This window comes from Siminovitchia fordii DSM 16014 = CIP 108821, assembly GCF_000374565.1.
In the GTDB taxonomy this organism is placed as follows: Bacteria; Bacillota; Bacilli; order Bacillales; family Bacillaceae_C; genus Siminovitchia; species Siminovitchia fordii.
On record NZ_KB894685.1, the window covers coordinates 711,668 to 738,184 of the forward strand.

The window sequence follows — 26,517 nt, forward strand, 5'->3', positions numbered from 1 at the left end:
GGGGCCAGTATTCGATTTCGGGGAAATTTCTTTTCTGGTCTTTGGAGACAATGACTGCTTTGTTTAGAAAAACTGCATACAAAAAGTCTAATCCTCAGTGATTAGACTTTTTCACCCAGTTCTTATTTAAAAATTGACTGTCTTTTCGATTGCTTTCGCAACACGGTCCGTTGTCGGCAAATAATGCTGTTCCAATGAATAGAACGGGACCGGAACATCGAAGCCAGTGATCCTTTCAACCGGCGATTTTAAATAGAGAAAAGAGGTATCATTGATTAGTGCTATGATTTCCGTTCCCAATCCGCTTGTTGCATGGGCTTCATGAACAATAACCGCTCTTCCGGTTTTTTGAACCGATTCTGCAATCATGTCACGGTCAAGCGGGTACAGTGTCCGCAAATCCAACACATCACAGTGGACCCCTTTTCCTTTCATTTTTTCTGCTGCCTGGGCTGCAATTGGAACCATTGCTCCCCAGGCGATCACAGTAACATCATCCCCGGACATTAGTTTTTTTGCTTTACCAATTTCCACTTTATACTTCTCTTTAGGCACATCTTCCCGGAATGCGCGATATGTTCTCATTGACTCAAGAAAAAGAACGGGGTCGGGATCTTCTATGCTGGCAATGAGCAATCCTTTTGCATCATATGGATTGGCTGGACAGACGACTTTAATTCCCGGCATATGAGTGAATAATGCTTCGACACTATCAGAATGGATTTCCGGTGCCCGAATACCTGCTCCATAGGGTGCACGTATGACAAGTGGAACATGAAAATGCCCTTTCGTCCTCATTCTGACTCTCGTGGCATGTGTCATGATCTGTTCAAAAGCTGGGTAAATGAATCCGAGAAATTGCATCTCTATCACCGGAATCAGCCCGTTGACTGCCATTCCAATGGCTGTTCCAGCAATTCCGGCTTCACTTATGGGCGTATCTATGACTCGGTGTTCCCCGAATTCTTGGATCAAACCATCGGTTGCCCGGAACACTCCACCATTGATACCAATATCTTCTCCCATCAAGATGATTTCTTCCTGTTCCTTCATCATCGTTCTTAATCCGTCAGTCACCGCCTGGACCAAGGTCATTTTTTGATAAGCAGGTGCTGAAATGCTCATGATTGGACACCTCGCAAATAATCCAAATATTGGTCTTTCTGCTCCTGGATCGTCCACGTTTTTTCTTCAAATACATGATCAAACAAATCATGTGGATCTGCTTCCGGATAGGCCTCCATCATCTTGACTGCCTCTTCAACTGTCTGAGATGCCTCTTCCCAAACAGATTCACTCCAAGCCTCTTCCCATATGCCTTCAATTTTCATAAATCTTTCCAACCGTAAAATCGGATCCCCAGCTTCCCGTTTTTTCTCGCTCAATGATTGATCCCGATATTTGGTCGGGTCATCTGCCGTAGTATGGGCACCATATCTCCATGTAACGGCTTCAATAAGTGTCGGGCCTTCTCCTGCTCGCGCCCTTTCCAAAGCCTTCTTCGTCGCAAAATAAGCAGCAAACACATCGTTACCATCAATCCTCACACCTGGTATATCATAAGCAACAGCTTTTTGAGCAATTGTCCTGGAATTCATCTGACGTTCAATCGGGACTGAAATAGCAAATTTATTGTTTTGGTTAAAAAAGACGACCGGAGCTTTAAAGATGCTTGCAAAATTCATCCCTTCATGGAAATCTCCTTCAGATGTGGAACCGTCACCAAAGTAAACAATTACCGCATTGTCTGTACCTTTGTATTGTTCTGCCATAGCGGCTCCTGCTGCATGCGGAAGTTGAGTGGCAAGAGGGACAGCCGGCGGAAAGATTCTTTTATCTTCAGGCGGAATGCATCCTTCCGATCTTCCGTTCCAGTATAGCAGCACCGTATCCATGGGCATTCCGAATGTCATCGTAGCAGCATGGTCCCTATAGGTCGGAAATATCCAATCATCCTGCCTGAGCGCATACGCACTTCCGACCTGTGCTGCTTCCTGCCCTTCAAAAGGAGCATAAGTTCCAAGCCTCCCCTGGCGCTGCATATTGATTGCTTTCCTGTCAAATGTCCTCATCAGAACCATCTGTCGATAAAAATTTTTTACTAGATCCTCTGTCCATTCATTTTTCAGTTCCTCGTTCACCAGATTTCCATCTCCGTCTACATAAACGACCATAGCAAATTTCCCGCCCATGCTACTCCTCCTTTGGGTAGATGATCACAAGGATTGTCATGCCTTCTGCCATTTCGTCGGGATGTTTCTTGTAATAACTGTTTCTTTTCAGAATAGAAGGGTTAGTCGGATCCGCAGCAGCGAGTCATAGAGTTGTCATAACAAGCTGGTAGTCGTCTCCATACCATCATGCGTTAGCTGTATCCATTTGCCGGTACTGAAAGTTGCAAATGAAAGAGCAAAGACCATTCCTTTTCTTAAGGCACGCTGTAATGTCGTTATCTGTCAATTTTTGGAAGATCCACAACAGTCTTCCCTTTCATCATTCAGTACATCACTGGTTTGCCATGGCATAAAAACTTCTACGTCATCCAACCTTGGCAGATGTATTCCTAGACCTATCCTTCATTAGCCTCTTCGGCTCGGTCGGTCAACCGGCGCTCACCTAAAACTGCATTGAAGCCGACCCTACACAGAACTTGAGGCGCATACGTTCCTCTCCATTGTAAACGCTTACACAATGCTAAACAACCTTAATGCCTTGGGTGTTACTTTGTGTCGTTGAGGAGGATGAATTTCCTCTAATTCCATATTGCTTGGATGGCCCGATAAAGCAATGGCTCTATTTTCCTAGTTAGATGTTGTTATCCAATTCTGCGGCTGTCAAGAAATGCAGTGGTGATTAAACAAGTTGGCCGATAGGACGGAGTAGTTCCGGGGATTAACTTTTTTATTCAAATCCCCGATATTTATTGATTACTTCCGCCAAAGACCGCATCTACCACCTTATATTTGACGTCTTTCCTTCTGGATTGCCAGAACATCTTCCAATGAATCTTCACATGCGGTAATGTAAAATGACCAATTAACGTATTCTGGATGACAATGAATACTTTTAGCCCTGTATCCAGTTCAGGGACCCTCCTTTTCAAGTTCTTGATTTTGCAAAAAAACTCTTAGGCTTCTCCCGAAGGCTGTTATTTTTAAAAAAAGGAGTTCCGTTTACTCAAAACTCCCGTGAAATACTATTATTTTTTTTGCATAGATGTATTCTTTCACATTAAGGTTTACAAGGGAATGATAGTCCGCAGGACTTTTCAGTACGGCCTTTCAAAAATATACAATGAAATAAACTATCAGCTAGATAATAGTGCTTTATCACTTGCAAACTGTTCGCCGCGAATTCTTTGGAACTCAGCAAGCAGTTTCTCAATAGTCAATTCCTTCTTTTTGTCTTCGTCCACTTCAAGGATGATTTGGCCTTTGTCCATCATGATGAGCCTGTTTCCAAGATCAAGTGCCTGCTGCATATTATGTGTAACCATCAGTGTTGTCAAGTTATCTTTTTCCACAAGCTCTTTGGTCAGGTTCGTAATTAATTCAGCTCTTGCCGGGTCAAGTGCAGCTGTATGCTCATCAAGCAGTAAAATGGAAGGTTGGGTAAAAGTGGCCATCAATAATGACAATGCCTGCCTTTCTCCTCCGGACAGCAATCCCACTTTGGCATTTAAGCGGTTTTCCAAGTTCAAATGAAGGGTTTCCAAAGAAGTTCGGAAAAAATCCTTTCTTTTCCTGTCCACTCCTTTTTTCAAGGTGCGCTTCTTATTCCTGGAATAAGCCATTGCCAAGTTTTCTTCAATCGTCATGGTAGGCGCAGTTCCTGCCATCGGATCCTGAAACACTCTCCCTATAAAATGGGAACGTCTATATTCAGGGAGCTTTGTCACATTTTTAGAATCTATTTCAACTGTCCCGACATCCGGGGTAAGAACACCTGATATCATATTCATCAAAGTGGATTTTCCAGCACCGTTACTGCCGATCACTGTGACGAAGTCGCCTTCTTTTAAAGAATAGCTTACTCGATCCAGGGCTATTTTCTCATCAGGTGTGCCTTCATTGAAGATTTTGCTAATCTGTTCGAGCTTCAGCAACGGTTTCTACCTCCTTGTTTTTGGACGCTTCCAAAGCCGCCATTCTTTCGGCATGCCACTTGACTTTTCTTCTGTTTTCTCTTCTTTTTTCAATGAATTGAGGCATGACTAGCGCAGCAATGACAATGACGGCCGTAATTAGTTTCATGTCTCCAGTATCAAGTAATTTTATTCTCAAGGCTAATCCAAGGACAATTCGGTAAATGATTGCACCGGCTACTACAGCAAGTGTTGTCCTCACAATCGTCTTTGTACCAAAAATAGCTTCACCAATAATGACGGATGCAAGACCGATGATGATCATCCCGATCCCCATACCGATATCCGAGAATTTCGCATATTGGGCAATCAATGCTCCTGATAAAGCTACCATTGCGTTTGAAATTCCTAGTCCTATGATTACTAGATTATCAGTATTTGCTGAAAAACTTCTAATCATCCGTTTATTGTCGCCGGTTGCCCTGATGGCAAGACCCACTTCTGTCTGCAAGAACCAATCGGCTGCAAATTTAATGACCAAAGTCAAAACTGCCATAAGAATCAGCGTACCCCATGTGGATGGAAGATGCTGTATGCCGATTGCTCCCAACATATTGTTCAATGCCGCATCAATCCCAAGATTCCCCCAGAACGCTTGGAATTTCGAGAATATTGTTTCAGCATTCAACAGCGGGATATTCGGTCTCCCGACAGAACTATCGGAAGTCATTCCCATTATCCGTAAATTTATAGAATATAGGGCAATCATCATTAATATACCGGATAAAAGGGGGTTGATTTTACCCTTCGTATGCAATAATCCTGTAATACAGCCAGCAAGAAATCCAACGACCAGTGCAACAGCCGTAGCTGCCGCCGGATGATATCCGAAGAATATCATCGTGGCGGCAACCGCAGCACCTGTTACAAAACTTCCATCGACGGTAAGATCCGGAAAATCAAGAACCCGGAAAGAAAGGTACACGCCAAGGGCCATAATCGCATAGATGATTCCTTGCTCAACGGAGCCAAACAAAGCTGCAAACATGTAGAATCATCTCCTTATTTTTCAAGATCTTTAACGTCTTCCGCGTTCCAATCATCTTTAATGTCTAATTTTATAGCTTCAGCAGTATCCTTATTAATGACAAATTTCAGATTTTGAGGATATTGGACCGGCATTTCCGCAGGTTCGCCTTCACCTTTTAGAATTTTTACAGCCATTTCACCAGCTTCATAACCAATATCATAATATTCAAATCCATATGCGCCAAGTCCGCCTCTTCCAACAGAGTCAAATTCGCCAACCATCATCGGAAGCTTATTGTCATTTGCGACAGATACTACAGATTCGAGCGCGGAAACCACAGTGTTATCTGTAATTGTATACATCGAATCCACCTTGCCGACTAGAGATTCAGCGGCTTGTTTTACATCAGCGGATGTTGCCACAGAAGCTTCTACAATTTCCAGGCCCAATCCCTCATCTTCAATCAGCTTTTTAATGGAGTCTACTTGTGCACGCGAGTTTTGCTCACCAGAATTGAAGACCATGCCAACTTTTTTGGCATTCAGTTCATCCTTCAAAAATTTCAATGTGCTTGGAATAGCATCCGGATGCGTATCAACTGTACCGGTTACATTTCCACCCGGTTTTTCATTTGAATCTACCAATTCCGCTCCTACTGCATCAGTAACGGAAGTGAACACAATCGGAATGTCGCTAGTTGCGCTGGCCGCTGCCTGGGCACTCGGTGTAGAGTTGGCGAAAATAAGATCCACTCCGCCACTTACGAGATTATTCGCAATAGACGTGTTTGCACTGTTGTCACCTTGTGCAATTTGCTTATCATATTCAGCATTGATCCCCGCATCCTTAAGTGCCGCTTCAAAACCATCAAACGCCGCATTCAATGATGGATGCTCTACTATTTGAGTCACTCCGATTTTGTAAGTCTTGGATTCTTCCTGCTTTGCTGTCTCATCCGACTTCTCCTCTTTTTCCGGTGCAGCAGTATTATTTCCGCAGGCCGCGAGCATTAACACTGCACCGCTGAATAAAGCCATTGCACTTCTTTTCCACCTTAATTTCATTTATTTTCCCCCTATTCTTACTATTTTATTGCCTAGTTTTAAAGGACAATAATTAACGTAATGGTACAATGGTTGGACTTGTTAGTCAATAAGTTTAGAAGGTTGCCCGGAAGAATTGCCTATCAATCTCCATTAAACAGAGGCTTCCTCTTTTCCAAAAAGGCTTGGACCCCTTCCATATGGTCACTGGTAGTACCAGCAAGCCCTTGTGCATGAGCTTCTCCCTCAAGAACCTCCCCCAAGGTAGAATCCCATGATTTCAATAGACCCTCTTTGATCAGAGCAATGGCTTTTGTCGGCATGGATGCAAGTCTGCCGGCAAACATTGATACCTCACTTTTCCAATTCTCCGGGGATATGACTTTTGTCGCAAGTCCAAGTCTCAATGCTTCCTCGGCAACCACCTTTTCCCCAAGAACCATGAGTTCAAGAGCTTTTGAATGACCTACTATTCTCGGCAAATAGTAGGTATTGCCGGAGTCAGGCACAAGTCCAATATGGATGAACGCATTTAAAAAACTTGCTTTTTCAGATACAAGTCGGAAATCAGCCGCCAATGCCAGGCTGAATCCCGCCCCGGCAGCCGTACCGTTTACTGCGGCGATGATTGGCTTCCCGATATTAGCCATTTTATGAATAATTGGATTATACCGGTTTCTCAACAGTTCACTGTAATCTATCGAATTGTCCACCTCAGACAAATCCTGTCCTGCAGAGAATGCCCTGCCTGCTCCCGTTAACACAATCGCCCTGACGGTTTTGTCATTCTCCGCGTCTTGAAGCGCTTTCAGTAAGTCGGAATGCATTGCCTTATTAAAGGCATTCAGCTTATCGGGACGATTTAAAGTGATCCAAGCAGTGGAATTTTTTACTTCATATAATATTGTATCAGACATGTAACCCCTCCTTTAACGTCCCTTGAAATCTGGCTTTCTTTTTTCAATAAATGCTTTCATGCCCTCTTTTTGATCTTCCGAAGAAAATAACAGGTAAAAATTCTTTCTCTCAAAAAACATTCCCTCCTGCAGCGGATAATCCACCGCTTTGTTGACAGCCTCTTTAATCAGGCGGACTGCAAGCGGGGGCTTTTCAGCCAACTCCTTTGCATATGCGAGAGCTTCTTCTATCAGGTTTTCTTTCGGATATAACTTGTTGACAATCCCTAATTCATGGGCTTCTTCCGCAGGGTGCATGTCTCCGCCCCAAATCCATTCAAGTGCTTTTGTCTTTCCGATCAACTTGGTCAACCTTTGGGTTCCACCGGCTCCAGGCATAACAGCAAGATTGATTTCCGGAAAAGCGAATTTAGTATCTTCTGCTGCAAACAATAGATCACAAACAAGCGCCAGCTCAAATCCACCACCAAGACAAAAACCGTGTACTGCCCCAATTACCGGTTTTTTTACAAGGCTTAATCGATCCCAGTCGGCAAACTGGTTCAACAGCTCCATGGATATAGAATCATCTTCGGACATTTCATCAATATCTGCTCCTGCCGCAAAAGCTCTTCCCTTTCCGCCGAGAAATATTACACGAATGTCATCATTGCGGTCATATTCTTCAAAGACTTCGAGAATTTCATGTACCATGGTCCGGTTTAATGCATTCAAAACATCCGGCCTGTTCAGCCAAACAATACCGACTCGGCCATCGACCTCCGTCTGAATAAACCGGTAATCACTCATTTACTTTCTCACCAAACATAAATGTGACAACATCGCCCGCAAATTTCATGACATCTTTTCCTGAAGCTTTGGACTCCTCCGTTTTTGAAGCTTCTTTGAAGGCTTCAAAGCTGTCATAGTACATTTCGCACATCAAATAGTAGGGACTTTCGCCCATTGGAGACCCTGTGAATTTTGTGATTTCCACTTTCCGAAGCCCCGGGATTTTTTCTGTCAGCGGGATATGTGTCTCAAAGTAATATTTGTCAAATTCCTCTGTGTTTTCAGGTTTCTTGAATAACGCGATCATTTTAAACATCTTTCAATCTCCTTTTCTCTATAAAATGATGAATACAAATATTGCTAAAAAAATGAAGACGTATGACGTGGAGAACTTAACGCGTCGTTTTCGGTGTCTTGCCGTCATCCCCCCAGGACAGGATCTCCTTTTCGTCCAACATTTTCTGCTCATATTGACGCCATTTCTTGCGCAGGTATCCGTAACCTTTTGTCAAACGGTAATCTTTGTTATCAAGCCGATTGACCATTTGCCGTTCTTCGGGCTGCATCATTCGAATATCATCCCGTTTCACTACCCAAATATCAACAACCGGTTCCCTGCGCATGAAATTCTCTTGGGCCATGACAAATGCCATTTCCTTGTTTGGGGCCAGCAAGCTGAATTGATGCTGAAAATCCCCTTTGTGACTTCTCTTGCTGAACACCTCATATATTTGATGAAATCCATCCGTTTTTTCATTGCCCATTCGCTACCTTCCTTCCTCCTTCCCGATATTAAATAGCTTTTTTAGCCAAGAGCCCTTCTGACCCATTCATGTTCCTTGAAGGCCGTCCTTCTTAACTGGAGCCTGCTTTCGGATTTGGGCCCTTTATTAGAAATGATCTTCTTGAACTCACTCCAATCGGGCTGCTTATAGATCCACTGCTGTTTGTCCTCGTCAAACCTCAAAGTTTCATCCGGGATTGTAAGGCCGAGCGATAGGACCCTCGGAATATATTTCGAAAGAAAATCCTGTCGCAGCTGTTCATTGGTTTTAGTCCTGATTTTATATTTGATTGTTATATCTTGTTTAGTCGAGCCGGTTGTTGCAGCTGAAGCGGGGCCGAAAAACATAAGTAGCGACGGCCACCACCTGTTGATTGCATCTTGGATCATGTCCTTTTGTTCCTGCGAGCCTTCCGCTAGTGCCAAAATGATGGATTCGCCATGCTGGGCATGAAATACCTCTTCCGCGCAAATTCTTTGGAGAGCTCGCGCATAAGGACCATAAGAGGCACCGAGCATATTTGTCTGCGTGATGATAGCTGCTCCATCAACCAGCCAGCCAATCAATCCGGCATCTGCCCATGTTGGAGCTTCCATATGGAAAACATTATGAAACTTCAAATCTCCATTCAGAAGATCATTCATAATATCTTCCCTCCCTTTGCCAAGCGGCGCCAATAAATCCTCGACTACACGCAAAAGAAGCTGGCCGTGTCCCATTTCATCCTGCACTTTCGCCATGATCCCCAGCTTTCTGCGAAGTGATGGGGCCTTCGGCACCCATTCCTTTTCCGGTAGGGCTCCCATGATTTCACTGATACCATGCATGGAAATCAACTTAATCAATGTCAGCCGGTAATCATCCGGCATCCAGTCATTCGCCTCAATTTTTTCTCCATCATTTATTCTCTTCAAAAAACGATCCAGCTTTTCTTCGTAAGATACCCCTGCTGCCACATCCATCAAACGCACTCCTTTCAAAAGCAACGTTTTTTGTAGGCGCTTTCATCCAGATTTTTCAATATAACGAAAAATTGTCCAATTGAGTAATTTCCGTTATATTTATCTAAAGAATACTTTTAATTTGTTATGCTGTCAACTATAAAATCAGAAAATTATTTCAAAGAAAAGGATACCTCCCATTCTATTTATATGAAAATTATGAAAAATCCATTTCTTATCCAACCAGCTTTCTGAAATGTTAATGCAAAATTACTTTCTTGAAGCTTCAGGAGGAATAAAATCCATTTGAAAAACTTTTGAGCAGAAGGAGTTCTTTTTAGCAAACTTGTGAGGTCGGATAATATAAAAATGGCAGGAGGTTTCGCTCTTGCATAGAGCTCTCCTCCTGCATTTTTTGCCGGTAGATCATGCCATCTTTGCTTCAGCTTCCTTTTTAAAAAAGCTCTTCATGGCATGATATACATCGGCCTTCTGCTTTAAAATATAATAGTGGAACTTCTCATCTTTAATATTTTTATAAGCTGACATCAAAGTGGAATTTCTCTGGTATTGATTGACCTCACCATATCCGAACATGTTCGATTTTTCCATCAGCTCGCCTACAAGTTTGATGCATCTGGCGTTGTCTGAAGTGAGATTATCCCCATCAGAAAAATGAAACGGATAAATATTGTAACGGGAGGGATCATATTTGTCCCCGATGACTTCCAACGCTTTCCTATAAACCGAAGAACAGATTGTTCCGCCGCTTTCTCCTTTTGAAAAAAAATCCTCTTCCGATACGACTTTCGCTTCCGTATGATGAGCTATGAATTCGATGACAACTTTCTCATATTTTGTCCGTAAAAACCGGGTCATCCAGAAGAAGAAACTTCGTGCCATATACTTTTCCCAGACACCCATTGAACCGCTTGTATCCATCATCGCGATGACAACCGCATTCGATTCAGGCTTTTGGACTTCATTCCATGTCCGAAACTTCAAGTCCTCCGGAAAAATAGGATAAAAATTAGGATCACCCTTCATGGCATTCCGTTTAAAGGCACTCATCATCGTCCTTTTCTTGTCAATGTTGCCCATCAATCCTGTTTTTCGAACATCATTGTATTCAATATGCGTTATCTGGTTGGCATCCTGTTCTTTTCTTTTCAGATTCGGCAGTTCCAATTCTTTGAACAGTGCTTCTTCCAAATCCAACATTGAAACTTCCGCTTCATAAAAGTCTTCGCCCGGCTGGTCGCCTGCGCCCTGCCCTTTACCCGGACCCGGCTGCTGGGAACCGTCCCTGGCTACTACATCTCCCACTTGGCTGTCCCCATCGCCTTGGCCGACATGTTTATTTTTATCATAATTATATCTGATTTTATATTCATCTAAAGATCTGATCGGAATTTTAACAACATCACGGCCATCTGACATAATGATACTTTCTTCAGTGATCAAGTCCGGAAGATTGTTTCGAATGGCCTCCTGTACCTTCTCCTGGTGTCGTTGTTGATCGTCATAACCTTTTCGATGGAGGGACCAATCTTCTTGAGAGACAGCAAACTGATGAGACTGTGAGTTTGACATGTTTACGACGCCCCCCTTGCATTTTTTAAACTACGGTGATAATAAAAGCGCAGCACCCTGTTGCTTCGCTTGCACTAGTATTTCCTGTCCGTCGAAGCTGGACAATTATCTGGCCCTAAAAACTATAACTTCCTTCAACTTTGCAACAGCTGTACTCTCACCGTTTATTACTCTATCTTATGCAGAATAACAGATTTATTTACAGAAGTTTGCGAGAATGGGACAACGGGTCCAATAAGAAAAAACCCCTTCCTCCGTCGGGAACATGTTGTTCACTCCTTTGGAAGGGGCCACATATTATCTGTTCAACAAGCTTCCGACATAGCGGAGCAATTCATTCGCTGATGTCGAGTTATAACCGTGCTCATCAATGAGGCGGGCTACAACCTCATTTATCTTTTTCAATTGCTGCTCATCCGGTGTTTTTGCCGAAGTCGTGATTTTGACAACATCCTTCAAGTCTGCAAATAACTTCTTCTGGATGGCTTCTCGCAGTCGTGCATGTGATCTGTAATCAAACCGCTTCCCTTTACGTGCAAGCGCTGAAATACGTATTAAGATTTCTTCTCGGAACGTCTTCTTCGCATTTTCGGAAATGCCGATCTGTTCCTCAATGGACCGCATCAATTTTTCATCCGGATTGATTTCTTCCCCTGTCAGAGGATCGCGCAGCTTCGATTTATTGCAGAATGCCTCTACATTATCAAGGTAATTGTCCATCAATGTTTTAGCAGACTCTTCGTATGAATATACAAACGCCTTCTGGACTTCCTTTTTCGCCATTTCATCGTATTCTTTCCGGGCAACGGAAATGAAGTTCAAATATTTTTCACGCAGCTCTTGTGTAATGGACGGGTGCTGGTCAAGTCCTTCTTTTAAGGAACGCAGCACATCCAATGCATTGATGGACGGCACTTTTTTACGGATGATCGTGGAGGAAATCCGGTTAATTACATATCTTGGATCTATTCCACTCATTCCTTCATCCTGATATTCCTTTTTCAATTCATTGAGATCGGATGAATTATAACCTTCCACATTTTCACCGTCGTAGAGCCGCATCTTTTTCAAAAGATCGATATCCCCGCGTTTCGGTTCTTTCAATCTTGTCAGGACAGTAAACATTGCTGCAACTTTCAAAGTATGCGGTGCAATATGGACATCTGCCACGTCACTGTCGCGGATCATTTTTTCATAGATCCGTTCTTCTTGAGAAACCTTCAAGTTATACGGAACAGGCATGACGATGATCCGTGAGTGAAGGGCTTCATTTTTCTTATTGGAAATGAAAGAACGATACTCAGTTTCGTTCGTATGCGCTACAATCAATTCGTCTGCCGAAATAAGGGCAAACCTGCCGGCTTTGAAGTTTCCTTCCTGTGTCAGCGACAGCAAATGCCAGAGGAATTTCTCGTCGCACTTCAGCATTTCCTGAAACTCCATCAGACCTCGATTGGCCTTGTTCAATTCACCGTCAAACCGATATGCCCGAGGATCCGATTCCGATCCATATTCAGCAATGGTTGAAAAATCAATGCTTCCGGTCAGGTCAGCTATATCCTGTGATTTCGGATCGGATGGACTGAATGTTCCGATTCCTACCCGTTTATCTTCTGAAAGGAATATCCGTTCCACAAGCACGTCTTCAATCCTCCCGCCATAATCCTCTTCAAGCCTCATCGTATTTAAAGGAGAAAGATTTCCTTCCACTTTTATCCCATATTCCTGATAAAAATCTTCCCGTAAATGCTGAGGTATTAAATGAAGGGGATCTTCGTGCATTGGACAGCCCTTAATGGCAAATACCGCCCCCCGGTCCGTCCTTGAATAAGCTTCAAGTCCTCTCTTTAACATCGTGACAAGTGTGGATTTCCCGCCACTGACAGGACCCATCAGTAATAGGATCCTTTTTCTTACATCAAGGCGCTTTGCCGCTGGATGGAAATATTCTTCAACAAGCTTTTCCAGTGCTTCCTCCAACCCAAACATTTCATGACTGAAAAAGCGATATATTTTATGACCGTTTTCTTCTTCAACACCCGCATCCCTGATCATATTGTATATACGGGAGTGTGCCGACTGTGCTACCCATGGCTTTTCTTTGACTAATTTCAAATAATCGGCAAAGGTGCCTTCCCACCTCAACTTCTCCTCTTGAGACCTGTATTGTTCAATCTTTTTTAGAATATCCATAAGGACCTCCCTGTTTGCTTGATGAGGAATGTTTAATTAACCATATGCATCCTTACGGCTGAACATGTCTCGATTAAGAGACATTGCTATGGAGTATATTTTTTTCAGGGGATCGCCATATTTACAATATGAGTGCTCCATTCACATTATGACGAAAATCGGATATAATAAGCTTCAGGGACGACTATGATTAAAAAGGAGGCTTACATAATAATGAGAACAATTTTATTGTTGGGAGTGTCCATTGCATTCTTATCTGCAATTTTCACATCCGGCCGTGAAGATAAGCCAGGAGTATTTAAAAAGTAGTCACCATTTTTATGAATGAAAAAAGGACTGTCAAGAAAGCCAGTAAAAACTGATTTTCTGTGACAGCCTTTTTTCTTTTTCATTGAAGGAGTTTTCCAGTTTAGCTAAACGAGGGATATTAGTGACCGAAAGAAAAGCTGAACGGAAAACATAGCCAAGAAACCCGACCATTTAGTCCGAAGTGAAAAGCTTGATATGATCCTAAACGATTCACATTTCTTTTGCCTGACCGAGAGAAAACTCTTTCGATTTTTATTGCAATCCGGGATACCCTTGCTGACGCAACGCCTCGTAAACAAGGATGGCCGCTGTATTAGATAAATTCAGTGCCCTTACATTTTCGGTCATCGGAATCCTAAGACACCTGTCAATATTTTCTTCCAGCAGTTCCTTCGGAAGCCCGGTTGTTTCCCTGCCGAATATAAAATAATAATCTGTGTCCGGATTATCGTATGAGAAAGATGTGTGCGGTTTCTTACCGAATTTCGTCAAAAAGAAATACTCGCCACCCTCGCTTGAAGCGAAAAAGTCGTCTAAAGAATCATGGTAAACGATATTTACATACTTCCAATAATCAAGCCCTGCTCTTTTCAACATCTTATCATCAGTAGAAAATCCGAGAGGACGGATAAGATGCAGAAAGGTATCCGTTGCTGCGCAGGTTCTTGCAATATTACCCGTGTTAGCAGGTATTTCAGGTTGATATAGTACTACATGTATGGCCAAGGAGTGTCACCTCATTCATCAAAATACCGTGATATTATAACACCTTGATGAATGAAAAGGAACTGGTTTATCCATATCTATGAACCATCATCGATAATATGGAACATTTTATATTGAATATTTGGTGTGTAGGCTGAGGAATCTTCGTATGCCCAGTACCGCATGCGGCTGTTATACGTATGTGCGTTTACAAGAGGCATGCCATATGCATCTTTCCCTGTCACTACAGTATTATGGTCAAAACGCCCGTCACCCTGAAAGTCATAGCAGATGACATCTCCCAACTGAAGTTCCTGAGGTTCCTGAACTTCCCTTGCACGAAGCCCTGCGGTTGAGTTTTGCAGGTAGTTTTTCAACGCATGTGCGACCGACCAGCTGAAACTCCAATTTTTATTTCGATACCACCATCCCTTGCTCCGGTTAGGATATCCCCTCATAGGAGCTCCCCCGGCATGGATGCATTGAGATACATAATTCGTACAATCAACTTCAAATTTCTGGTAGGCAGGATTATAATCATTCCACCATCTCTCAGCATATTGAACCACCTTCAGACGGTCATATGAGTACCGCTCACCCACCGGATTTCTATCTGCTTCGAGTGTATATTTTTCTCGTTTTTTTAACGTAAAATCAACTGGGATTTCCATATCTTCATATAGTTCATTTTTGGCAAAAGACGCTTTTCTCCTTTGTAGTTCTTCTTCCACATAAAAGAAATCGCCCTGTTTTATAAGATGTTTCAGGTGTACATTATAATAAAGATGACGAAATCCATCTTTTGTTTCAGCCTTTGAAATTTTTCCGACTGCATAAGTCCTTACAATATCCGCGTTTCGTTTGGACATAGCTTCCTTTTTCCGGATAATATTTTCATCCCTTGTTTTCTTCTCCCCCACAAACTCACTTACTTTTCTTTCCAGCATCTTCTGCAGCCGCTCTCTCACTTCATCCCTCCTCGCCGATATATATGCGTGCAGAAAGGTATTTATTTTTATAAAACAAAAATCGCTAAGCAAAACACTACATAATACAAATACCGTCTTCTATAACGTACAAAAAGAAGAAGGCGCTTTTAACGCCTTCTTCTTTTCCAGAATTATGGGTCAGTTTAAAATAAGATTTAGTTATCATCCCGCTGTTTGGCCCGAGCGTTTCCGCCTTTTTCGCCGATTTCTTCGTAGAAATCCCTATCATGATTTTTGGAAGTTGCTTCTCCACCTTTACGGCCGATTTTTTCGTAGAAGTCCTTATCGTGATTTTCTGCTGTGGCTTCGCCGCCCTTACGCCCGATTTCCTCGTAGAAATCTCTGTCGTGATTTTCTGCCGTGGCTTCGCCGCCTTTGCGCCCGATTTCCTCATAGAAATCTCTGTCGTGGCTTTCTGCTGTGGCTTCTCCACCTTTGCGCCCGATTTCTTCATAGAAGTCCTTATCATGATTCCTTGAAGTGGTTTCTCCGCCTTTACGTCCTGCTTCTTCTACTGTCATTTTGCGATCGTTGTCTTTATTAGCCATTATGTGATTCCTCCTTCAAAGAATTTTTCCTCTTACAGTACTACTCGTTCCCCCTTGACATACTTTCAAACATTTTTCTACAAAAAAAGCGGACAAACACGTTGTCCGCTTTAGAAAATTGTAAGAGTCCTCTGCCGTTTCACCCATACAAGGACGTCTTGTCCGTCACACTAAGACAAATCACACCACAGACTCAATAATCATCATTCAAAAACTTATACTTTATTTCTCAAAAAACTGAAGGCCTTTATCTATCTCACCCAATACAAGCGGATTTTCTTCACCGGCCTGGGCAAGCATCAGTGCTTCTCTTGCCTTCTCGCCCCCGATTTTTCCAAGTGTCCAGGCAGCTGTCCCCCTGATTTCCGGCCTTACATCTTCATTTAGTATTTTGATTAAATCGTTGACAGCTGATGCCTCTTTAAAGTGGGCCAAAGCTATAATAGCATTGCGCTGAATAGGTTTTTTACCGCGCCAGGATCCCGATACTTCCCCATATTTTTCTTTGAATTCCCGATTTGAAATATCAAGCAGCGGCTTAAGCAAGGGTTTTGCAATGTCAGGATCGGGTTCCATCTCAGGATGCAGATGGAAGTCAACCCCTTTATTTTTGGGGCAAACGACTTGGCAAGTATCACATCCATATAAACGGTTTCCGACTTTATCACGGAATTCATCCGGAAGGAGACCTTTCGTCTGCGTAAGAAATGCTATACAGCTTTGAGCATCCAGCTGTCCAGGCTGTACAAGCGCCCCTGTCGGGCATGCATCCAGACATTTTGTGCATTCCCCGCATTGATCCTGCATTGGCTCGTCCGGCTCAAAAGGAAGGTTTGTAATCATTTCACCTAGATATACATACGACCCGAATTCCGGGGTGATAATCGAGCAGTTTTTTCCACTCCAGCCGATCCCCGCCCTTTCCGCTACAGCCCTGTCAACCAATTCTCCTGTATCGACCATCAGCTTGAACCTGGCATCACGGATCTTACTGTCAATGAAGGCTGCCAGCTGTTCAAGCTTTTCACGAACCAATACATGGTAATCCACTCCCCATGATGCCTTGCAGAAAATGCCCCTTCGATTTCCAGGTTCGCCTCTTGGAGCATCATTCATTTTTGAAGGGTAGGCAAGGGCAATAGCAATAATGGCTCGGGGTTCGTCAAAAATGAGCTCCGGATGCGTTCGTTCCTCAATATTTTTGTGTTCAAAACCTGATTGATAGCCAAGCTCCTCCTGCCTGATCAAGAGGTTTTTCATTTCAACAAAAGGATCTGCACTCGTAAATCCAATTTTATCAATTCCGATTTCTCTGCTGTAAGCGATAATTTCATGCTTTAACTTTTTGTAGTCCACAGTCCTTCCCCCCTCCTTCAAAAGATCTTATTTAAAAACCAATTTGGCTTAACTGTCATATCCGCAACTATATGATAAACTATTTAAAACAGAATTTGGAGGTGAAAACATTGGAAGTGAACATAGCCCCCTCTCTCTATGAAGACATTCCGGACATGAAAATCGGAGTCATTTACTATGACAATATTACAGTTGGGGACTCACCGCAAATGTTAAAAGGAAGACTGCAGCTTTTTCAGGAGTCTGCCTATTTTGAACTTGAGGATAAAAACGTAACCGACTATGAGGAAATCAAAGAGTGGAGAGCAATCTTCAAAAAGCTTGGGAAAGATCCAAACCGCTATAGGCATTCCGCGGAAGCCCTTTATAGAAGAGTAAAAAAGCAAAACTTTCTTCCTCCATTGAATTCGGCCACGGACCTTAACAACTTCTTTTCACTTGAATATAAAATCCCTTTGGGCATTTATGACAAAGATCAAATAAAAGGGAATGTCGTGCTTCGAAAAGGAAGAGCAGGAGAACAATATGAGGGACTGAACGGGCGGAAAAATAACGCGGAGAACTTGCTTGTCACATCAGACGACGAAGGGCCATTCGGCAGCCCATTTGTTGATTCATCAAGAACAGCCATTACATCAAACACGACAAGCGCCCTACAGATCGTTTACCTTACACCAAAGATCCAATTACATAATGCCCGGGAACTTGTTGGTTCGCTCGCCTCCATGTTCACTCACATAAACGGTGGAGAAGCCCGAGACTATGTACTGGCACTTAAACAATAGAAAAATGGAAACGCAGTGCTTCGTCCTTCATTGGAACGAAACACTGCGTTAGTAAAAGGTTATGTATGGAGCAGTCTTCGGGTTTGACCCATCAGCAATACAACTGCTCAAGCATACATTTCGTTGCATGCAAATCATATTATACAAAAGTCGACACAATTCGGCAACAGTTGTCACAAATTGTTCATATTACTCCGGTTTAAAAATGCAATTCATTTAATCAGCATTTGAAAAGGATGTTCCAGAAGTCTTGTAATTGTTGTCAAAAATGCACTTGCCGGGACTCCGTCGATTGCCCGATGATCGAAGGTCAAACTCAATGGGAGCAATGACTGCCGTTTCAGCTCCTCCCCGACGAACACAGGGGTATCCGTAATAAGGCCAACACCTAGAATCCCCACTTCCGGCGGATTTAAAATGGGGGTGAAAAACTCTACTCCTGATGCCCCAAGACTAGTGATTGTAAAAGTAGAACCCTTCATTTCGGAAGCGTCAAGAGATCCTTCTCTCGCCTTTTTGCTTAGCTGTTTAATCCGGTTGGAAAGCTCCTCCATGGAATACTGTTCCGACTGAGGGATGACAGGGACCACCAATCCGGCCTCCAATGCCACAGCTATGCCCAAATGAACCGATTCATAGAGATTTATTTGGTTGTTCACAAATGTCCCATTCATATTTTTATGTTTTTGTAGTGCTAGTACAGAAGCCCTGGCAATAAAATCGGTCACTGTCAGGTTGGTTTTTTCCTGTCCCATATTGATCTTATTGCGTAGTTCGAGCATTTCCGTTACATTTGCACGCATATGGATTGTCAGTTGAGCACTTTGTTGAATGCTGGAAAACATTCTTTCGGCAATGACCTTTCTCATTCCAGTGACCTGTCTAACATCAACAGAATCAGATTGTTGTTCCTTCATGGCTGGCTCATTTTTTTCCGTTTTTTTGTTTATAATCGCTTTTTCAACATCTTCTCTTGTCACTCTTCCCTGGGGCCCAGTTCCGCTAATTGTATTCACATCGATCCCTTCCGCTTTTGCAAGCTTTCTTGCAGCCGGAGAAACCCTTACTTTTATCTGCATGTTTATTGGCGGGTGTTCAAGTTTTTTTTCCGCTGTAACAGCCGTTTCCATGGTAGAAACAGCTGGCATTGAATTATTTTTTGAAGGGGAACTGACATTTTCTCCGGACTCACCAATATATCCAATCGCTTCTCCCACTGCAACCGTTTCATCCTCTTCTGCGGCAACTTCCAAAAGGACGCCGCTATCGGGGGCTTCGATGTCTTTTTCTATTTTATCCGAACTGATAACTGCGACCGGTTCCCCCTTCTCAACCTTATCACCTTTCTTTTTAAGCCATTCGACCACGGTTCCTTCCTTCATTCCCATTCCAAGCTTAGGCATAATAATTTGTACGGCCATATTCCGCCCTCCTCGCATTTTATGGAAAGAAGCGTGTTGCGCGCAACGTGCAACACGCACCATTTCAGTCATTGCACCGCGACTGTTTCATCACCAATCATTTCGCTCACTGCTTGTAAAACCTTATCAACTGACGGCAAATACAAATCTTCCAGTACTGGTGAGAATGGTACAGGGCTATGAGGAGCCGTGATCATTTTGATTGGAGCGTCCAAAAAATCAAACCCTTTGTCTGCTACAAGCGCAGATATGTCTGTTGCAGCGCTACATCTGGGGTTTGCTTCATCAATGATGATCAGGCGGTTTGTTTTGGCTACAGAGTTTAAAATCGTTTCTTCATCGAGTGGCGACAAGCTTCGAGGATCAACAACTTCAGTTTCGATTCCTCTTACAGCAAGCTTTTCCGCTGACTCCAATGCCGTTTGAACCTGCTTTCCAATAGCAACAATCGTTAGATCACTCCCCTCCCTCTTAATATCCGCCTTACCAAGCGGAATAGTGAAAAATTCTTCTTCCACTTCACCCTTCATATTATAGAGCGTTTTGTCTTCAAAAAAGATGACAGGATCATCATCGAAAACGGATGCCAACAGGAGACCCTTGGCATCTCTCGGAGTTGAAGGGACCACTACTTTTAATCCCGGTATATGGGTAAAAAGGGCGTAAAGGCTTTGCGAATGCTGGGCAGCCGCTCGAAACCCTGCTCCATGCATTGTCCGGATTGTCAGCGGAACCTTCGCTTTTCCACCAAACATATATCGCAATTTAGCCCCTTGATTCATCACTTCATCCAGACAGCTTCCAATAAAGTCATTGAACATCAGCTCAGCGATCGGGCGAAGTCCGGTAGCCGCCGCCGTTACTGAGGCGCCAATATATCCCGCCTCGGCAATCGGTGTATCCAGAACCCGGTCTCTTCCGAATTCAGTCACAAGTCCCTTCGTAACACCCATGACGCCGCCCCACGCATCTTCATCCTGCAAATGATCGATCTCTGCCCCTCCAGCTACATCTTCTCCCATCAAAATAATTCTTTCATCCCGTCTCATCGCCAATTTCATTGCTTCATTAATAGCTTCTGAATATGATATTTTTCTTGTCATTTTTCTCCACCTCCATCACTTTAGTAAGAAACATAAACATCTTTTAGAAGATCTTCTTTTGACGGGAAAGGACTCTCTTCAGAGAATTTGACTGCTTGTTCCATCGCTTCTTTCACTTTATGGTCAATATGATCCAAATCATCTTTGCTGATGAGCCGGTTGGTCAAAACATATTCCCTGAAAATTTCAATCGCATCCCTTTCATTCAGATGCTTTTCTTTATCTTCTGCTGTTTTATAAGTTTGGGCATCTCCCTCGAAATGTCCATAATTTCGGTAGGTGACACACTCTAACAATGTGGGCCCTTCCCCATTCCTGGCACGTTTGACAGCACGTTCAGCCGCAGCATAAACAGCCATTACATCTTTGCCATCCACTTTCTCTCCTGGAATGTTATAGGCAGCGGCCCTATCGGCTATGTTGGTACAGCTGGAGGCATAATGAAAAGGTGTCGCTTCGGCGTAGCCGTTGTTTTCCGCAACAAATATGACAGGAAGATTCCAGATGGCAGCCATATTGATTCCTTCATGAAAAGTTCCGTGGTTATTTGCCCCATCGCCGAAAAAGCAGACCGCCACCTTATCAGTGTTCAGCGTTTTTGCCGTCAAAGCAGCACCGACGGCCAAAGGAAAACCTCCGCCGACAATCCCGTTTGCGCCAAGCATCCCTTTTTCTACATCCGCAATATGCATGGAACCCCCCTTCCCTTTGCATAAACCGGTCACTTTCCCATAAATTTCAGCCATCATTCCATCCAAGTCGCAACCCTTTGCAATGCAGTGCCCATGTCCCCTATGGGTGCTTGTGATGCTGTCCTTATGATCCAAATGGGCACACACTCCTACTGCCACCGCTTCCTGTCCTGCGTAGAGATGTACAAATCCCGGAAGTACACCCGTTTGAAAAATCTCATGGACTTTGTCTTCAAACTGACGAATTTTACACATTCTTTCATACATCCATTTGGCCTTTTGCTCCGTCAAACTGACTGTTGCTGAAAGCGTCATTTCCTCTCCTCCTATCATTTTTATATATTGAAAATAGTGCAAATTATGTGCCAATCAGAAGGTATTTCTTTAAAAAGCAGATAAATCTTGCTCATAAAGAAAAAATCAGAAGCCTGAAGGGCATCTGATTTTTATGGAGTATGGGACGATTTCGGACACTGTCTCAATCCGTCTCATATTTTCTCATCATTTACAAATTGAATTTCTTTATTTTCCGATAAAGCGTACTTCGTGAAATATTAAGCTGTTCAGCTGCTTTTGTGACATTTCCTTCAGTGGCTAGGAGGACATCCATCATCTTCGCTTTTTCAATCCGTTCCCTATATGTCAATGCTTCATTTAACTGCAATACCTCCGAATGACTGACAGGCTTGTCGAAAGGACTAAGGAGCGTTTGCATTTCAGTTAACGTCGGCGGCCTTGTTTCAAATTCAACCCGCAGGCGATCCAGAAAATTTTGAAGCTCCCTTATGTTTCCTGGCCATCTGTATTCTTGCAGGCATTCAAGTAAATCACTTGAAAATGTCACAGGCCAATTATTTGAACGACAATATTTCTGAATAAAGTGAGGGATGTCTTCAATCCTATCTCTTAAAGGCGGCAAGTAAATTGGATAGACAAATATCCTATAAAAGAAATCCTCCCTCATGTACCCCTTTCTGACCAATTCGGACAAGTCGCGATGGGTAGCGGTAATGATCCTTACATCAACAGGGACCGGTTTTGTTCCGCCGACAGGAACAATCTCCTTTTCCTCAAGAGCTCTCAGCAAGGCTACCTGTATTTCCTGTGGTATTTCTGCAACCTCATCCAAAAATAATGTTCCCCCATTTGCCTGTTGGAACTTTCCTTTATATCCATCACGTTTTGCACCGGTAAAAGCTCCCCCGGCATATCCGAACAATTCACTCGCTATCAAATCCTTTGGAAGGGTCCCGCAATTTACAGCTATAAATGGGCCCTGTTTCCTTGCACTATTCAAATGGATGGAACGGGCCATGACCTCTTTTCCTGTTCCTGTCTCACCATGGATATGGATAGTGATATTGGATTTGGCTGCTCTTTCAGCTTGGAAAAGGACCTTCCGAAATTTTTCACTTTCACCGCAGACACCACCAAATTTAAAGGCCGGGTCCATCCGTAATTTTTTTGTTCTCTCTATTGGTTCAGTTTTTTTCAATAATATGTTAAATCCGATCAAATCAAATTGATTTTGGGAATAGATAGGCAGTTTCTCCAAAGCAATGAAATTTTCATTTAAAACGTCCTCTACATTCAGCGTCTTCACGTTCGAAAGTTCTCTTTGCAAGTGGGGGCTTGACCAAATGATTTTTCCTTTTTCATTGCAAACAAGTGATAGTGCTTCTTTGGAGGTGATAAAGGAGGCATATTGCATCAATTCGATTTCTTTATCTTTTGCCATATTGATCAGCTTCTGCTCAATGGCGTAAGCAGCGGATACAACTGTCGGCAGTATTTGATCGTGAATACCATATTCCAATGGGTATGAAATATTCAGTACCCCATCAATACACCCATTTTCTCCGAGGATTGGCGAAGATGCGCAACCCCATGAATGAGACGCGACCGCAAAATGCTCCGCTCCTACGATGGCAATCGGTTCTTTTGTCCTGAGCGCTGTTCCTACAGCGTTCGTTCCAACTTCTTTTTCCGTCCACTTCACTCCCTCGACAAAGTTGATGGCACCTGCCTTTTCCAATGCCATTGGGTCTCCGTCCATGTAAAGGACATATCCATCAGCATCAACAAGCAAAAATAGGGATTTTGTCTGGGAAAAAAACTTTTGCAGATTCTTAATGAATGGTAGAGCAGCATACAGCAATTGACTGTTGGCATTTTTCCGCTGAAGAAATTGATTTTGTTGAAGTATCTTTTCACCTTTCCCATTGTACGGATTCACTCCGTCCCGACGACAAATATACCAAGACTCCGAGATTCTTTTATTGATCCTGCTTTCATCCAGAACACCTTCCCGAACAAACCTGCTCCATACAGAGTTCTTTAGAGAGTCCTGTACCTCCAGCACTCGTCACACCCCGCCTTTCATTTTTTCATTAAGATTGATTTCGCTGCAAATAGGGAAATTCCTGTTACTGTTTAAAAATGGTTAAAAGTCTGGATTATACACACAATCTACCAAAAGAGAATAGAATACTTCCATGCAATTTACCGTTGACATTTTCTCCAGCCAAATGGATGATAGAGTATGGTATTAAAAAATAGAAATGAGGTTAAGTCATGGTGACTAATGCAGTAATAGTGAGTGTCATTGTCATGGTTGCATTAAGTCTTCTTCGTGTGAATGTCTTATTTGCAATCCTCATCGCTTCCCTGACGGCAGGCCTTATATCCGGAATGGGTTTCTCTGACTCTGTAAATCTAATGATTTCAGGGATGGGCGGTCAAGCAAACACAGCACTCAGCTATATTTTACTTGGGATCTTTGCAGTCATGATCGGACTTTCAGGCATTACGACACTTCTGGTCAATCAAATGCTGAAAGTTTTTACCGGTAAAAAAACGATTCTTGCACTGGCCATTGCAGGTATTGCCTGCTTATCCCAAAATGTGGTCCCTGTCCACATTGCATTTATTCCTATTCTTATCCCGCCGCTCCTGGGGTTATTTGACCGGCTCAAATTGGACAGGAGGGCTGTCGCTTCCGCGTTGACATTTGGTTTGAAGGCTCCATATGTAATGATTCCTGCCGGTTTCGGATTGATTTTCCACGGAATCATCCGCGACGAAATGATTTCCAATGGTATGAATATTTCATTGAATGACGTGAGTTTGTCCATGATCATTCCTGGATCAGGCATGATTGTCGGCCTATTGATTGCTATTTTCATTTCTTACAGAAAAGATCGCGTCTCCAAGCCCGCTATCCAATCTTCTCCCACGGAAATAGACATGGCTGAAGGCATTATAAATGAACCGACCCCTGCTTCTTGGAATATGGGGCACACCTTTACCGTAATTGCCATTATTGCCGCTTTAGTGGTTCAGATAGTTTCTGAATCTCTCGTCTTGGGGGCACTGACGGGTATTATCATCTTATTCATCACAAGAGTCGTTAAATTTAATGATGGAGACAAAGTCGTCCAAGAAGGCATCGGGATGATGGGCATGATCGCATTCGTTATGCTCGTAGCTTCAGGTTATGCGACTGTATTGAAAGAAACAGGTTCCGTAACTGAGCTTGTGGAGAAAACGACAAGCATCGTAGGGAACTCTCCCATGCTTCTTGCCTTTTTCATGCTTCTCGTCGGTTTAGTCATCACGATGGGCATCGGCTCATCATTCGGCACGATTCCGATTTTGGCTGCACTCTATGTTCCCCTTTGCGCCGCAGCCGGCCTTTCCCCGCTTGCCACAGCTGCATTAATCGGGACAGCCGGAGCACTGGGTGATGCAGGATCTCCTGCCTCCGATAGTACACTCGGACCGACTGCAGGCCTGAATGCCGACGGCAGGCACCACCATATATGGGAAACTTGCGTACCGACCTTCCTTCATTACAATATTCTGCTTTTCATATTTGGAATGATTGCAGCTTCCGTATTATAGGCAATAACATTAGCCGCCGGACAAACCGGCGGCTGTTTTATTAATGAAAAATGTTATTGACTTTTCCTCCCATATATTGTTTTATTAAGAAGCTAAGTTTTATTAGGAAGAAAGAGGGGATTGTTGTGCAGCCTGATCAAAAAAGAAAATTGTTTATTTTGATGATTAACATGTTTATCGCTATAGGGAGCTTCGGGATCATTATCCCTATACTGCCGGCCTACTTAATTTCCATTGGCCAAGGCGGAACAGCTGCCGGTTTAATGATCGCCATTTTTGCAGGCGCGCAATTTATTATGTCCCCGATTGCCGGTAAGTGGACAGACCAATATGGAAGAAGAAAAATGATCATTTTTGGATTGAGCGGATTGGCACTTTCCATGTTCATCTTTTATTTTTCCAATTCGGTCGGTATCTTATATCTTTCGCGCGTTATTGGCGGAATTGGGGCCGCATTGCTGATTCCAGCCATTTTTGCTTATGTAGCTGATATCACTACGCTTGAACAGCGAGCAAAAGGCAACAGCTATATCTCCGCTGCTATGTCATTGGGCATCGTCATTGGTCCAGGTATCGGGGGCTTTTTAGCAGACTATGGGCTGAAAATGCCGCTTCTCGTATCTGCGATTGTGGGAGTGGTAGCTGTAATTTTTTCTGTTATTGTCCTGAAAGAAAGTAAAGATCTTGAAATGGCGGCCAGTGGGCCCGTGGACGACTCCATGTTAAAAAAACTGACGCAGTCCGTCCGAAAACCCTATTTTATCCCTCTGATTATCGTACTTGTCATGAGCTTCGGCTTGATGGCTTACGAATCGATTATCGGACTATATCTCGATAATGCTTTTAAAGCAACTCCGCAGGAAATAGCGGTCATGGTTACTGTTTCAGGCATCATCAGCGTCATCGTGCAGCTTTTTGTGGTCGACCGCCTTGTATCCCTCTTGGGCGAGGGGAAAGTGATGAATATCTTTTTGGCAGTTGCAGCGGCAGGGTTTTTATTTTCAATGTTTGCTTCCAGCTACGTTCTCTTCTTCATTGTTACACTGATCATTTTCATGGCAACTTCCATTTTAAGACCGGTGCTGAACACTCTTATTTCCAAGTTGGCCGGGAATGAACAAGGATTCGCCATGGGGATGAACAATGCCTATATGAGCATAGGGAATGTGCTTGGACCGCTCATTGCAGGATTAATTTATGATGTTCACATCATCTACCCGTTTTTACTGGGGTTGGTTGTCCTTGTAGTGACATTATTTGTTTCGGCTTCTTGGCAAAGGAAAATTATCAGAAAAAAATCAGCTGCTGTTTAAATAAAGTAAGCTGTTTTCGTTCACGAAAACAGCTTA

The 26,517-nt window shown here is 43.2% G+C and carries 24 protein-coding genes; 3 read left to right on the top strand and 21 right to left on the bottom strand.

What is annotated here, in order from left to right; translation table 11 throughout:
- Positions 1–126 precede the first annotated feature (126 nt).
- The 17 genes from C509_RS0103580 to queG all read right to left on the bottom strand — a co-directional run bounded on the left by C509_RS0103580 (position 127) and on the right by queG (position 17,264).
- Positions 127–1,125 (bottom strand): alpha-ketoacid dehydrogenase subunit beta, encoded by a 999-nt coding sequence (locus tag C509_RS0103580; RefSeq protein ID WP_018705539.1) that lies wholly within the window; start codon positions 1,123–1,125, stop codon positions 127–129.
- Positions 1,122–2,192, bottom strand: a complete 1,071-nt coding sequence (pdhA, locus tag C509_RS0103585) for a pyruvate dehydrogenase (acetyl-transferring) E1 component subunit alpha (RefSeq protein ID WP_018705540.1) — start codon at positions 2,190–2,192, stop codon at positions 1,122–1,124. Before pdhA ends, C509_RS0103580 begins: the two co-directional genes overlap by 4 nt.
- 728 nt (positions 2,193–2,920) lie before the next feature.
- Positions 2,921–3,103, bottom strand: coding sequence for a hypothetical protein (locus C509_RS26360; protein WP_018705541.1), 183 nt, complete (start codon positions 3,101–3,103; stop codon positions 2,921–2,923).
- Between the two features lie 204 nt (positions 3,104–3,307).
- Positions 3,308–4,105, bottom strand: coding sequence for an ABC transporter ATP-binding protein (locus tag C509_RS0103595; protein WP_018705542.1), 798 nt, complete (start codon positions 4,103–4,105; stop codon positions 3,308–3,310).
- The gene (locus tag C509_RS0103600; RefSeq protein WP_018705543.1) at positions 4,083–5,132 is read right to left on the bottom strand and encodes an ABC transporter permease; all 1,050 of its coding nucleotides are present in this window, start codon (positions 5,130–5,132) and stop codon (positions 4,083–4,085) included. Before C509_RS0103600 ends, C509_RS0103595 begins: the two co-directional genes overlap by 23 nt.
- A gap of 14 nt (positions 5,133–5,146) precedes the next feature.
- On the bottom strand, positions 5,147–6,178 hold the full coding sequence (locus tag C509_RS0103605; protein ID WP_018705544.1) for an ABC transporter substrate-binding protein: 1,032 nt from the start codon (positions 6,176–6,178) through the stop codon (positions 5,147–5,149).
- A 122-nt stretch (positions 6,179–6,300) separates the two neighbouring features.
- Positions 6,301–7,074, bottom strand: a complete 774-nt coding sequence (locus tag C509_RS0103610) for an enoyl-CoA hydratase-related protein (RefSeq protein WP_018705545.1) — start codon at positions 7,072–7,074, stop codon at positions 6,301–6,303.
- Between the two features lie 12 nt (positions 7,075–7,086).
- Positions 7,087–7,863 (bottom strand): enoyl-CoA hydratase, encoded by a 777-nt coding sequence (locus tag C509_RS0103615; RefSeq protein WP_018705546.1) that lies wholly within the window; start codon positions 7,861–7,863, stop codon positions 7,087–7,089.
- The gene (locus tag C509_RS0103620; protein ID WP_018705547.1) at positions 7,856–8,161 is read right to left on the bottom strand and encodes an EthD family reductase; all 306 of its coding nucleotides are present in this window, start codon (positions 8,159–8,161) and stop codon (positions 7,856–7,858) included. The genes C509_RS0103615 and C509_RS0103620 overlap by 8 nt, the downstream gene beginning before the upstream one ends.
- Before the next feature lie 76 nt (positions 8,162–8,237).
- A complete protein-coding gene (gene paaB, locus C509_RS0103625) occupies positions 8,238–8,609 on the bottom strand; it encodes a 1,2-phenylacetyl-CoA epoxidase subunit PaaB (RefSeq protein WP_018705548.1) in 372 nt (123 codons plus the stop codon).
- 41 nt (positions 8,610–8,650) lie between these two features.
- Positions 8,651–9,592, bottom strand: coding sequence for a 1,2-phenylacetyl-CoA epoxidase subunit PaaA (gene paaA / locus C509_RS0103630; RefSeq protein ID WP_018705549.1), 942 nt, complete (start codon positions 9,590–9,592; stop codon positions 8,651–8,653).
- A 405-nt stretch (positions 9,593–9,997) separates the two neighbouring features.
- Positions 9,998–11,164 (bottom strand): sporulation protein YhbH, encoded by a 1,167-nt coding sequence (gene yhbH, locus C509_RS0103635; protein WP_018705550.1) that lies wholly within the window; start codon positions 11,162–11,164, stop codon positions 9,998–10,000.
- A gap of 297 nt (positions 11,165–11,461) precedes the next feature.
- Complete coding sequence (locus tag C509_RS0103640; protein WP_018705551.1) at positions 11,462–13,357, bottom strand: PrkA family serine protein kinase; 1,896 nt, start codon at positions 13,355–13,357, stop codon at positions 11,462–11,464.
- A 561-nt stretch (positions 13,358–13,918) separates the two neighbouring features.
- Positions 13,919–14,392, bottom strand: coding sequence for a tRNA (uridine(34)/cytosine(34)/5-carboxymethylaminomethyluridine(34)-2'-O)-methyltransferase TrmL (gene trmL, locus C509_RS0103650; protein WP_018705553.1), 474 nt, complete (start codon positions 14,390–14,392; stop codon positions 13,919–13,921).
- A gap of 77 nt (positions 14,393–14,469) precedes the next feature.
- Positions 14,470–15,339: an amidase domain-containing protein gene (locus tag C509_RS0103655; RefSeq protein ID WP_018705554.1), complete on the bottom strand. Its 870-nt coding sequence runs from the start codon at positions 15,337–15,339 to the stop codon at positions 14,470–14,472.
- Positions 15,340–15,515: 176 nt separating this feature from the next.
- A complete protein-coding gene (locus C509_RS0103660) occupies positions 15,516–15,908 on the bottom strand; it encodes a KGG domain-containing protein (protein WP_018705555.1) in 393 nt (130 codons plus the stop codon).
- A gap of 222 nt (positions 15,909–16,130) precedes the next feature.
- On the bottom strand, positions 16,131–17,264 hold the full coding sequence (gene queG / locus C509_RS0103665; RefSeq protein WP_018705556.1) for a tRNA epoxyqueuosine(34) reductase QueG: 1,134 nt from the start codon (positions 17,262–17,264) through the stop codon (positions 16,131–16,133).
- Positions 17,265–17,374: 110 nt separating this feature from the next.
- Here queG and C509_RS0103670 point away from each other — a divergent pair, with 110 nt between their 5' ends.
- The gene (locus C509_RS0103670) at positions 17,375–18,049 is read left to right on the top strand and encodes a B3/B4 domain-containing protein (protein WP_018705557.1); all 675 of its coding nucleotides are present in this window, start codon (positions 17,375–17,377) and stop codon (positions 18,047–18,049) included.
- Between the two features lie 212 nt (positions 18,050–18,261).
- Here the strand turns inward: C509_RS0103670 and C509_RS0103675 are convergent, their stop codons facing one another.
- The 4 genes from C509_RS0103675 to C509_RS0103690 all read right to left on the bottom strand — a co-directional run bounded on the left by C509_RS0103675 (position 18,262) and on the right by C509_RS0103690 (position 23,627).
- The gene (locus C509_RS0103675; RefSeq protein ID WP_018705558.1) at positions 18,262–19,470 is read right to left on the bottom strand and encodes a dihydrolipoamide acetyltransferase family protein; all 1,209 of its coding nucleotides are present in this window, start codon (positions 19,468–19,470) and stop codon (positions 18,262–18,264) included.
- Between the two features lie 68 nt (positions 19,471–19,538).
- Positions 19,539–20,573, bottom strand: coding sequence for an alpha-ketoacid dehydrogenase subunit beta (locus C509_RS0103680; RefSeq protein ID WP_018705559.1), 1,035 nt, complete (start codon positions 20,571–20,573; stop codon positions 19,539–19,541).
- Between the two features lie 20 nt (positions 20,574–20,593).
- Positions 20,594–21,580 carry a thiamine pyrophosphate-dependent dehydrogenase E1 component subunit alpha gene (locus C509_RS0103685; RefSeq protein ID WP_018705560.1) on the bottom strand — a complete coding sequence of 329 codons (987 nt, stop codon included), beginning with the start codon at positions 21,578–21,580 and terminating at the stop codon, positions 20,594–20,596.
- A gap of 190 nt (positions 21,581–21,770) precedes the next feature.
- Positions 21,771–23,627 (bottom strand): sigma-54-dependent Fis family transcriptional regulator, encoded by a 1,857-nt coding sequence (locus C509_RS0103690; protein WP_018705561.1) that lies wholly within the window; start codon positions 23,625–23,627, stop codon positions 21,771–21,773.
- Between the two features lie 212 nt (positions 23,628–23,839).
- Between C509_RS0103690 and C509_RS0103695 the strand changes: the two genes are divergently transcribed.
- Together C509_RS0103695 and C509_RS0103700 are read left to right on the top strand one after the other, a co-directional pair.
- Positions 23,840–25,168 carry a Na+/H+ antiporter family protein gene (locus tag C509_RS0103695; protein ID WP_018705562.1) on the top strand — a complete coding sequence of 443 codons (1,329 nt, stop codon included), beginning with the start codon at positions 23,840–23,842 and terminating at the stop codon, positions 25,166–25,168.
- A 125-nt stretch (positions 25,169–25,293) separates the two neighbouring features.
- Entirely contained in the window at positions 25,294–26,481 is a 1,188-nt protein-coding gene (locus C509_RS0103700; RefSeq protein ID WP_018705563.1) for an MFS transporter, read from the top strand.
- Positions 26,482–26,517: the final 36 nt, after the last annotated feature.